Raw genomic sequence first — 10,530 nt, 5'->3', positions numbered from 1 at the left:
AACCCGCAGGGCCACCCACCTACACGCCGGTGCGCACTAACTGAACGGTATTGAGCTTAGCCTCGGCCTTTCATGCTGATTTCGTGTCGTAATCAGAGAATGGTGCCCTGACCTGGGATAATTCGACTTGCGAAGGTCCGAATTTCTCATGATCGAGGAGCACCATTCAGGTGAGTAAGTCTACGTCGTTCTACCCGTCGATGCGTGTTTCTGGTGACGGCGCCGGGGTGGTGTCGCAGGCCGGGGTGACGTTGTTGCTGGCCGCGGTCGCCAAGACCGGTCTGGGTAGGGAACTGTCGACGGCGTTGACACGGTGGCGTAAACCGTCGGCCACCCATGATCCGGGGAAGATCCTGACCGATCTGGCGGTGTCGTTGGCGGTGGGTGGTGACTGTCTGGCCGACATCGATCAGCTACGGTCACGACCACAGGTGTTCGGTCCGGTGGCCTCGGATCCGACGGTGTCACGGCTGATCGCCACCTTGGCCGCCGATGTGAGAGCGGTGTTGTCGGCGATCAACACCGCCCGTGCGGCTGCCCGCCAGAACGCCTGGCGAGCTGCGGGTGCGGGGGCTCCCGATCACGGGGCTGATGGCGCTCATCCGGTGATCATCGATCTCGATGCCACCCTGGTCGGGGCACATTCGGAGAAGGAACAGGCCACCCCCACCTACAAGCGGGGATTCGGTTTTCACCCGTTGTGTGCGTTCGTCGACCACGGCGCCGGCGGCACCGGTGAACCGGTCGCCATGCTGTTGCGGCCCGGTAATGCCGGCGCGAACACCGCCGCCGACCACATCACCGTCACCGGCCAGGCACTGGCCCAGCTTCCGATGACCACCGGCTATCGGGTCGGACGTAAAGTCCTGATCCGCACCGATTCCGCTGGTGGTACCCACGAGTTCCTCGACTACCTGACCCGCCGCCACCTTGGCTATTCGGTCGGGATCGGCCTCACCGGCACCTGGGCGGACCAGATCAGCAACCTGTTGCCCCAGGCTTGGACACCGGCCTATGACGCCGATGGTGTGCAGCGCGAGGGTGCCTGGGTAGCCGAACTCACCGGCGTGCTGGACCTGTCGGGCTGGCCTGCCGGGATGCGGGTGCTGGTGCGCAAAGAACGGCCGCACCCCGGTGCCCAGCTGCGGTTCACCGACCACGACGGACTGCGGTTGACCGCCTTTGCCACCAACACCGGCCATGGGCAACTGGCCGAGTTGGAACTACGGCACCGCCGCCGCGCCCGCTGCGAAGACCGAATCCGCACCGCCAAAGCCTGCGGCCTGACGAATCTGCCCCTCAAAGGGTTCGATCAGAATCAGATCTGTTGTGCCATAGTCGAACTCGCCGCAGACCTGCTGGCATGGATGCAGATGCTCGCCCTCACCGACCACCCCGCACGGCGCTGGGAACCCAAAACCCTACGGCTACGACTGTTCTCCATCGCCGCCCGCCACACCCCTCACGCCCGCCAACACCACCTCAAACTCGACCGCCACGCCCCGCACCTACCCCTGCTCCTCGACGGCATACAACGCCTCACACGACTACCCGCCACCGGCTGACCACACAGCCGCCACCGACCCCCACCCTGAAAGGAACCCCCTCGGGGCCGTGAACCCCGACGTCCACCGACGCATCGGCAAACCCGTCACGGCCTGACCCCGGAAATCGGTCCTCAGACCACCAATCCGGGACGCCTCCCCCGGCACCACCACCCCACGAAACATTGAGGCTAACTGGCGAGGATGTCGTCGAGGGTCTTTGCGCCCTGGGCGAGCTTGGACGCCCATAGCCAGATTTGCTCCCTGGTGGCGTGTGCCACACGGCGGCGGGTGTTGTTGTCGAGGGCGCCGAATTCGCCGGCGAGCATGTACGTCAGTAGCGATGCCTGTGTTTCGGTAAGCCCTTCGGCGTACCCCTTGGCATATCCTTCAGCGTAGCCCTTGACGTAGAGCTGTTCTGCGGTCGTCGCGAGTGTCTCCTGTGCGGCGGGTGGGTTCTGGCCATCCACGTCCGTAGCGTCCGCGTCGTCACCGGCTGGGCGGTATGTGTTCCATGGGTGTCAGCTGCGGAAGACCTCGTCGAGGGTTTCTACACCCTGAACGAGTCTGGAACTCCACAGCGTGATCTGCTCCTGGGTGGCGTGAGCGACACGGTCGTGGGTGTCGTTGTCGAGGGTGCCGAACTTGACGGCGAGCATGTCCGTCAACAGCGATGCTTGACCTAGTGCCTGGCCTTCGGCTCGGCCTTCGGCTTGTCCTTCTTCTCGTCCTTCTGCTCGGCCTTCGATGAAGCCCTTGGCGTGGAGTTGTTCTGCGGTGGTCACTGCTGCCTCCTGCGCGGTGGGTCCGAGTGTTCCTGCGAAGCGGATCAAGTGTTCGGTGGGTGTGGTGCTTGTCTTTAGAAGATACGTGAAAATCGCGTTGAGCAGCCGTTCGTGGTTCCATAGGCCCGTCAGATGGATGAAGTCGTCGAACCATTGGCCGAGCCAGGTGGTGACATCAGCGTCGCCTGGCGCTTTCGTGAACACAACGAACGTGATGCGGGCTGCTGGGGTGAGGGGGCGTGCCCGCAGGGCCACGTCGTCGATGGTCGTCAGGTCATCGAGGAAGTAGCGCACACGCGGCATGAGGTCACCCGCGTCGGCTTTGAGTTCTGTGTCGGCGTCGATGAGGCCGGCGATGTCGGTGGCGGCGGTCCAGCGGCGGGGGCCTTGGTAGATGACGATCGGGATGATCAGCGGCAGCGGTCCGGTCGAGGCGGTTGTCGGGTCAGCGGTGCGGTGATGCTCCCAGATGCGGGTCTGGTAGATCATCATCCGCAGTGCCATCAACGGGTCTGATGTGCGCTGATGTTCGACGAGCAGGTAAAGGTAGGCGTTGCGGTCACCGGCGGTGGTGCGGAACAGCAGGTCGGTGTGCAGGTGCCGGAGTTCGGGGTCGACGAATGTTCCTGGTTGTGGTTGCAGGTTGGCGAGGTCGATGTGGGCAGCGAGACGTGGCGGCAGGACCGACCGGAGTTCGGAGGCGGCGTTGTCGGGGTCGCTGAAAACCAGCCGGAAGAGGGCGTCGTGTGGTTGGCCGTTCGGTTCCTGGGTTGTCACACAGCGCACCATACCGACGGGTTCTGACATTCCTGATCGATCGTAGAGCGCGAGCCCACGAAACCCGGCTGTCGGAGTCGGTCGTGGCTGATCACCGGACCGGTTGACGGGCTCATGCGGTGGTGCTGATGAATCAGCTCAGATGATTACTCCGTCAGTACGGGCCGTTGGATAGCGAGGCGTAGAAGATGATCAGTGCGATCCAGGCCGCCAGGCCGAGGTAGCCCAGGATCAAACCGGCGATCGCGAGGCCACGGCCACCTTCCCCGGTCCGATTGATCTGCGACAACCCGACGTGCCCGAAGATGATCCCAAGCGGGGCGATGGTCAATCCCATGATCAACGCGACAACCGCCATCGAATTCGTACCACTGGACGCCGGTCGAAATCCGACGGCGCGGTCCGCGGTGACCGGTTGGCCGTCGGGGGTGTAGCCGACGATCGGATAGATCGGCTGGCCGTCGGGGGTGTGGGCGATGGGGGTGGGTGGTTCGGGTGGTGCCGCTCGTGCACGCCGGACCTTCCTTACGTTGAGGACGGCTGCGATTGCCAGGGCGACGAGGAGCAGCGGGAATAGTAGTTCCACTATCGATCGACCCCGACTGGGACTGGGATGAATGGCCATGTCGGCCAGATCTCTTGGCGCGCTACCTCAGCGGCCGAATTGCTCCCCAAACGTTGGGGGGCTCGTCATGTGTGGGTTTCTCCTGTCGCGTTGCTGGTCAGGATGGACCAGGGGAGAACCGTTGGGCAATCGGCCGTATGGGCGACATGCCGGGTTCGTGGTCTCTCCGGTCGCCGATGACGTGCGATCTTTGGTTGTTCCGCGGTGGTCGTCACTGGCCCTATTCGGGCGCGACTACGTGAATCCCGGCAGCCGTTGCCGCTCGTGCGAGTTCGGCATCGTAGGTGAACAACTCGTCGACGCCGAGGCGGAGAGCAGTTGCCAGGTGGATGGCGTCGTTGGACCGCAGGGGAGCGTGGGTGCCGGCTGAGATCAGGTCACCTCGGGTGATGTCGGCGAGGATGACCGCGTCGAGAACGGTGGTGATGGAATCGATCGGGATCACGGCGGGATTCCGGCCCGCGGCGCAGTGCAGTTCGGTGTGCAATAGCCACGACGCGGCGAGCTTACGGTCGGACGTTGTCGTCAGCTCGGTCACGAGTGCTTCGGACTCCGGTTCGTCTACCACCAACTTCATTGCTGCCGACGTATCGAGGTAGGCGGTCACCATCGTCCGCGTACATCCTCGATAATTGCTGCCGACGACATGGTGGCGGTGGTCCGCCGAATCGTCGCGATCGAAGCCACGCTCGTGCGGGCCGCGCGGGCGGTTCCGGCTGCGATGGAGGCGTCGAGCGGATCGTTGCCGACCGGCACGATCAGTGCCGCCGGGCGGCCATGGTTGCTCACCTGCAGCGATTCGCCCGCCTCGACACGACGCAGCACCTCGGCGCTGTTGTTGCGCATCTCGCGATGGGTGATCGAATCCATGTAGCGCATCGTAGCAAGTGTGCGACCGATACGTTCGACAGTCGTCGCCGTACGTTTGTGTCGATACGGATGAAAGAAATGATTTGAGGTTGCTGCTGGTCCCGGATTCCGGGATTCATCGCAATCTCAAACGCATTCTTGGTGGTGATCGCTAATATGCCCCGTTGAGTAGTGACGCGTAGAAGATGATAAGGATGATCGACGCCGCCAGGCCGATATAGCCCAGTATCAATCCGGCGATCGCGAGTCCGCGGCCACCCTCCCCGGTCCGTTTGATCTGCGACAACCCGATATGCCCGAAGACGATTCCCAGCGGGGCGACGGTCAAACCCATGATCAGGGCGACGATCGCCATTGAGTTGGTGCCACCGGGGGTCGGCCGCAATCCTACGACGCGGTCCGCGGTGACCGGTTGACCGTCCGGGGTGTAGCCGACAATCGGGTAGATCGGTTGGCCGTCTGGGGTATGACCGATGGGAGCTGGTTCGCCGACTGGCTCCGCGGCGGCGTTCTGTCGATTCACGTTGGTGCGGACGATCATTGCTGCGACAATGCTGCTGATAGTGAAAAAGAAGACCACTATTTGTATTTGTAGCGACCTTTCGTCCGAGCTCCAGGAGAGCTCAGTTAGCTCGAGTGTGGCGTAACAATCAATCCTGCCACTGCTGTCATCAAAACACCAATCGCCGTGTCGAAATCTCTCCCAGTCCCTGTCCCATAGCGCATACAATGAACTGAAAAACAGTTCTTCCAGCGCTTCGTTCAGGGATCTGACTACGTTAACCGCGGTTGTGACTAAAACGGCGATCAGTGTCGCGATATATGGCCATACACTACCAGTACTGGGATTATTGCGTTCTGTAACATTGCGTGTCCGTGCCAATTGGACCTTGATCAGGCTTCCAGCAGAAATCAGGGCGACGACTAGGCACGTATACGGAGCGATTCTCCATACGAAACTCGGTACGATATCGAAGATTGGTGTGAAATCATCGATCAGTGTCCATATCATTCTGCTCAACGGATTGACCGGCCACCAAAGTGTCGCCCCGATCAGGACTAAGAGGAACGGCCATGTCGGCCAGCTCTCTTGGTTGCCTACCTCAGCAGGTGGATTGTCCCCCAGCTGTTGGGGGGGGGTGTCGTCATGTGTGGGGTTCTCCTGTCGCGTCGCTGGTCAGGATGGACCAGGGGAGAACCGTTGGGCAATCGGCCGTATGGGCGACATGCCGGATACTGGCCCGTGGATGCCGACGACGTGCCGCGCGCAAGTCTTCTATCTACACTGGGATCCGTTGCAGTCAGTGAGCTTTGGTGACGTCTTCTGTCCCGCTAACTATCGAAGATGTCGTCGAGGGTTGCTGCGTCCTGGGCGAGTCTGGAAGCCCAGAGCCAGACCTGCTCCCCGGTGGCGTGTGCGACACGGCGTCGGGTGTCGCTGTCGAGGGCGCCGAATTTGACGGTGAGCATGCTCGTCAGGAGCGATGCTCGTCCGGCGAGGTGCAGTTGTTCGGCAGTGGTCATCGCAATTCCTGTGCGGGAGGTCCGAGCGCCGTCGCGAATCGGCTCGCCTTGTTTGCTTGTGGTGTCGCTGTGGTCCACGAGGGCGCTCGGGTCAGCGACTTCGCGTTCGGCACGCACGGCGTCGGCTGCCGCGGCAAGCGTCAGGTGGCCGCTGGTCTGCTTCTCGATGAGATCGAAGACCTCGCCGGCGGTGCGGCGCAGTTGTGGTGGGCCGGCGCCGGCGGGGTGGTGCTCGTCCATTGGTGTCAGCTGCGGAAGACGTCGTCGAGCGTTTCGGCACCCTGAACGAGTCTGGAACTCCACAGCGTGATCTGTTCCTGGGTGGCATGTGCGACGCGGTCGTGGGTGTCGTTGTCGAGCGCACCGAACTTGACGGCGAGCATGTTCGTCAGGAGCGACGACTGCCCGGTGGCGTAGCCCCGGTCATGGAGTTGTTCTGCAGTGGTCACGGCTGCCTCCTGTGCGGTGGGTCCGAGTGTGCCTGCGAACCGGATCAGGTGTTCTTCGGGTGTGGTGCTTGTCTTTAGAAGATACGTGAAAATGCCTTTGAGCAGGCGTTCGTGGTTCCACAGGGCCGTCAGGCGGATGAAGTCGTCGAACCACTGGTCGAGCCAGGTGGTGACGTCGTCGTCGCCGGGAGCCCGGGCGAACACCACGAAAGTGATGCGGGCTGCGGAGGTGAGGGGGCGTGCGCGTAGAGCCGCGTCGTCGAGGAGGGTCAGATCATCGACGAGGTAACGCACGTGGGGTAAGAGGTCACCGGCGTCGGCTTTGAGGTCGTTGTCGATGAGGTCGGCGATGTCGGTGGCGGCTGTCCAGTGGCGGTGGCCTTGGTAGATGACGATGGGGATGATCAGCGGCAGTGGCGCCGAGGCCGCGGTTCCTTCGGTGATGCGGTGATGTTCCCAGATGCGGGTTTGGTAGGTCATCATCCGGAGTGCCATCGCTGGGTCGGATGTGCGCTGGTGTTCGACGAGTAGGTACAGGTAGGCGTCGCCGTTGTCGGTGGTCGTCCGGAACAGCAGGTCGATGTGGCGGTGCTGTAGTTCGGGGTCGACGAACGTTCCTGGTTGCGGTCGGAGGTTGTCGAGGTTGATGCGGGCGGTGAGGCGTGGTGGCAACACCGACCGGAGTTCGGAGGCGGCGTTGTCGGGGTCGCCGAACACCAGCCGGAAGAGCGCATCGTGCGGTTGGCCGTTCGGTTCCTGGGTTGTCGCACCGGGGACCATACCGACGGGTTCTGACATTCATTCCTTGGCGATCCTGGAGGGCAGCCCACGTGGACTGGTTGTCGGGCTATTCATGGCTGATCGTCGGACCGGGGCAGGCGCCTACGGGGGTGTGCGATTTGGGCGAGGTCTGCGGTGCTGGTGACGTAAACGAGAGCCCAGCGACCTCGCAAGAGATACGGTTGCGATCTCCGGCCCCGGGATAGCTTGAGGGCATGCAACAGTTGGTTATGTTCGGCCAGAGCGTCAGCGATGCTGCGCAATTCGGTCCGCTACTCGACCACCCGCGATACCGGGTCTACTACAGCTACGGTCAGGGCATTCCCGACGACCTTGAACCGGGATTCCTTTTCTGGGGTGCGGGTCGGTACGCCTGCTCGATGCTTGCCGCACGCGACGACTTCACCCCGTCCAGCGCTGGTGCCCAGTGGATGTCGGGTCTACCCACCGAGTTCACCGGCCGAGTCGTCCACAACTGCACCCTCGCCGAACTCATCAACAGTCGAGCCGTATGGGATCGAGGCTCGGTCTGGCTCAAACCCGCCGAATTGAAGCACCCTGCCCTGCCTCCCAGCCAGTGGACGAGGGATCGAATCGCAGGCGTAGTCGTGACGAACCCGGAACTGGGTGGCGTATCGGTTCAGTGGACGAATACGATCATGGACTTTGCCGCTGAGTTCCGGTTCTTCGTCGTGGATGGCGATGCGGTCACCGGGTCTCCCTATCTGGTGGACGGCGTGGCGGACCACAGTGCTGGGCGCTCATGGTCCCGTTATGCCGACGCACATGCAGTGGCACGCGACTTCGCTGTCGCACTTGCCGGGTCAAGCCCGCGAGCACTCGTCCTCGACATCGGGTGGGATCGGACCCGCCGAGGGTGGTTCATCGTGGAGGCGAACAGACCGTGGTCGTCGGGGCTGTATGGTTGCGACCCGGATGAGGTCGCCGCTGTGATCGAGGTGAGCATGCGCGACGATTCGCGGTGGGAGTGGAAGCCCGATCCGGTCGTCTGGTCGTACGCGGAAACCCTTCGCCCGGTATCGGGCACGAGACTGTCTTCGGGCTTATGGCTGGTTTAGGGCGTCGAGAAATCGCGACGATCAGACCGCTGGGCCTGTCTCCGAGGCACTTTCGGACCGGACATGTATTGCGTTGGGACCCTGTCGATCTTGCGCGATGGTGGCGTGTTCCCCGGACCGGATCACCGGGGAACAGGCCAGTCCGTTGATATCAATTGCGGAAGATGTCGTCGAGGGTATTTGCGCCCTGAACGAGTCTGGAACTCCACAGCGTGATCTGCTCCTCGGTGGCATCAGCGACGCGGTCGCGTGTGGTGTTGTTGAGGGTGCCGAACTTGAGGGCGAGCATGTTCGCCAACAGTGAAGCCTGTCCGTCGACATGCCCGGTGACATAGCCCTTGGCGTGGAGTTGTTCTGCGGTGGTCACGGCTGCCTCCTGCGCGTCGGATCCGAGGGTGGTTGCGAACTGGATCAGGTGTTCGGCGGGTGTGGTGCTTGTCTTTAGAAGATACGTGAAAATGCCCTTGAGCAGGCTTTCGTGGTTCCACAGGGCTGTCACGTGGATGAAGTCGTCGAACCATTTGCCGAGCCAGGTGGTGACGTCGTCGTCGCCTGGTGCTTTGGTGAACACGACGAAGGTGATGCGGGCTGCCGGAGTGAGGGGGCGTGCGCGTAGTGCTGCGTCGTCGAGGGTGGTCAGGTCGTCGACCAGGTAACTGACGTGGGGCACGAGGTCGCCGGCGTCGGCTTTGAGGTTGTCGTCGATGAGGTCGGCGATGTCGGTGGCGGCGGTCCAGCGGCGAGGGCCTTGGAAGATGACGACGGGGATGATCGGGGGTAGCGGTGCATCCGCGGCCGCAGTGGTGCGGTGATGTTCCCAGATGCGGGTTTGGTAGGTCATCATCCGGAGTGCCATCGCTGGGTCGGATGTGCGCTGGTGTTCGACGAGTAGGTACAGGTAGGCGTCGCCGTTGTCGGTGGTCGTCCGGAACAGCAGGTCGATGTGGCGGTGCTGTAGTTCGGGGTCGACGAACGTTCCTGGTTGCGGTCGGAGGTTGTCGAGGTTGATGCGGGCGGTGAGGCGTGGTGGTAGCACCGACCGTAACTCGGAGGCGGTGTTGTCGGGGTCGCCGAACACCAGCCGGAAGAGCGCGTCGTGTGGTTGGCCGTTCGGTTCCGGGGTCGTCACACCAGGACCATACCGACGGGTTCTGACATTCCTGGTTGGCCGGCAGCAGCAATATTCAGAGACTCAGTAGGAGTGTTCGGGGCCGGGGAAGACGCCTCGGCGGACCTCGTCGGCGTATTGTTCGGCGGCCTTGCGGAGGTCGCCGCCGACGTCGGCGAAGCGTTTGACGAACTTGGCGGTGCGGCCGTGGGTGAAACCGGCCATGTCCTGCCAGACGAGGACCTGGGCGTCGGTTTCGTTGCCGGCGCCGATGCCGACGGTGGGGATGGTCAGTTTGCGGGTGATCTGGCCGGCGAGGTCGGCGGGCACCATCTCCATGACGACGGCGATCGCGCCGGCTTCCTGGACGGCGATGGCGTCGGCGATGAGCTGGTCGGCGCCGTCGCCGCGGCCCTGGACGCGGAAACCGCCGAGTCCGTTGACGGACTGCGGGGTGAAACCGATGTGTGCGACGACGGGGATGCCGGCGGCGGTGAGTGTGGCGATCTGGTCGGCGACGCGTTCGCCGCCTTCGAGCTTGACCGCGTGGGCGCCGGTCTCCTTGAAAATGCGGATCGACGATTCGAGGGCCTGCTGCGGGCCGGCCTCGTAGCTGCCGAACGTGAGGTCGGCGACGACCAGTGCGTGCGGGGCGCCGCGGACGACGCCGCGGATCAGCGGGATCATCTCGTCGAGGGTGACCGGGATGGTGGTGTCATAGCCGTAGACGACGTTGGCGGCCGAATCGCCGACCAGCAGGACGGGGATGCCGGCGTCGTCGAAGATGCGGGCGGTGGAGTAGTCGTAGGCGGTGAGCATCGACCACTTCTCGCCGTCGGCCTTCATCTGCGCGAGATGGTGCACACGCATCGCGCGGCGGGGCTTGGCAGGGGTGGTGGAGGCAGCACCGTAGACCGAGGTTTCGGACATCGTTGTCTCATTTCGTTCCTCGAGTCCTGCGTCGCGCAGGTACCCGGGCGGGTAGGACA

Annotated in this window: 12 protein-coding genes; 2 read left to right on the top strand and 10 right to left on the bottom strand. The window is 63.2% G+C overall.

The window, feature by feature from the left end; genetic code table 11:
- Positions 1–170: 170 nt before the first annotated feature.
- Positions 171–1,565 carry an IS1380 family transposase gene (locus tag Q0627_RS06375; RefSeq protein ID WP_291019760.1) on the top strand — a complete coding sequence of 465 codons (1,395 nt, stop codon included), beginning with the start codon at positions 171–173 and terminating at the stop codon, positions 1,563–1,565.
- Between the two features lie 170 nt (positions 1,566–1,735).
- Here the strand turns inward: Q0627_RS06375 and Q0627_RS06370 are convergent, their stop codons facing one another.
- From Q0627_RS06370 to Q0627_RS06335, 8 genes are all read right to left on the bottom strand, one after another.
- Positions 1,736–2,014 (bottom strand): hypothetical protein, encoded by a 279-nt coding sequence (locus tag Q0627_RS06370; RefSeq protein ID WP_291019763.1) that lies wholly within the window; start codon positions 2,012–2,014, stop codon positions 1,736–1,738.
- Positions 2,015–2,065: 51 nt separating this feature from the next.
- Positions 2,066–3,106, bottom strand: coding sequence for an Rpn family recombination-promoting nuclease/putative transposase (locus Q0627_RS06365; RefSeq protein ID WP_291019765.1), 1,041 nt, complete (start codon positions 3,104–3,106; stop codon positions 2,066–2,068).
- Between the two features lie 154 nt (positions 3,107–3,260).
- On the bottom strand, positions 3,261–3,692 hold the full coding sequence (locus Q0627_RS06360; protein WP_291019768.1) for a DUF4190 domain-containing protein: 432 nt from the start codon (positions 3,690–3,692) through the stop codon (positions 3,261–3,263).
- A gap of 259 nt (positions 3,693–3,951) precedes the next feature.
- Entirely contained in the window at positions 3,952–4,341 is a 390-nt protein-coding gene (locus tag Q0627_RS06355) for a type II toxin-antitoxin system VapC family toxin (RefSeq protein ID WP_291019771.1), read from the bottom strand.
- A complete protein-coding gene (locus Q0627_RS06350; RefSeq protein ID WP_291019773.1) occupies positions 4,335–4,601 on the bottom strand; it encodes a type II toxin-antitoxin system Phd/YefM family antitoxin in 267 nt (88 codons plus the stop codon). Before Q0627_RS06350 ends, Q0627_RS06355 begins: the two co-directional genes overlap by 7 nt.
- A 151-nt stretch (positions 4,602–4,752) precedes the next feature.
- The gene (locus tag Q0627_RS06345; protein ID WP_298808518.1) at positions 4,753–5,613 is read right to left on the bottom strand and encodes a DUF4190 domain-containing protein; all 861 of its coding nucleotides are present in this window, start codon (positions 5,611–5,613) and stop codon (positions 4,753–4,755) included.
- 320 nt (positions 5,614–5,933) lie between these two features.
- Positions 5,934–6,365, bottom strand: coding sequence for a hypothetical protein (locus Q0627_RS06340; RefSeq protein ID WP_291019777.1), 432 nt, complete (start codon positions 6,363–6,365; stop codon positions 5,934–5,936).
- A 5-nt stretch (positions 6,366–6,370) separates the two neighbouring features.
- Positions 6,371–7,372 carry an Rpn family recombination-promoting nuclease/putative transposase gene (locus Q0627_RS06335; RefSeq protein WP_298808514.1) on the bottom strand — a complete coding sequence of 334 codons (1,002 nt, stop codon included), beginning with the start codon at positions 7,370–7,372 and terminating at the stop codon, positions 6,371–6,373.
- 197 nt (positions 7,373–7,569) lie between these two features.
- Here Q0627_RS06335 and Q0627_RS06330 point away from each other — a divergent pair, with 197 nt between their 5' ends.
- The gene (locus tag Q0627_RS06330; protein WP_291019782.1) at positions 7,570–8,433 is read left to right on the top strand and encodes an ATP-grasp domain-containing protein; all 864 of its coding nucleotides are present in this window, start codon (positions 7,570–7,572) and stop codon (positions 8,431–8,433) included.
- Between the two features lie 151 nt (positions 8,434–8,584).
- On the opposite strand, the gene Q0627_RS06325 is transcribed toward Q0627_RS06330, so the two are convergent.
- Positions 8,585–9,562 (bottom strand): Rpn family recombination-promoting nuclease/putative transposase, encoded by a 978-nt coding sequence (locus Q0627_RS06325; protein WP_291019785.1) that lies wholly within the window; start codon positions 9,560–9,562, stop codon positions 8,585–8,587.
- A 63-nt stretch (positions 9,563–9,625) separates the two neighbouring features.
- Positions 9,626–10,471 (bottom strand): 3-methyl-2-oxobutanoate hydroxymethyltransferase, encoded by an 846-nt coding sequence (gene panB, locus Q0627_RS06320; protein ID WP_291019788.1) that lies wholly within the window; start codon positions 10,469–10,471, stop codon positions 9,626–9,628.
- Positions 10,472–10,530: the final 59 nt, after the last annotated feature.

It is taken from the genome of uncultured Gordonia sp., from assembly GCF_937858515.1.
GTDB lineage: Bacteria > Actinomycetota > Actinomycetes > Mycobacteriales > Mycobacteriaceae > Gordonia.
Note: the sequence above shows the minus strand (reverse complement) of the source record. Positions and strands in the feature narration are given on the sequence as shown.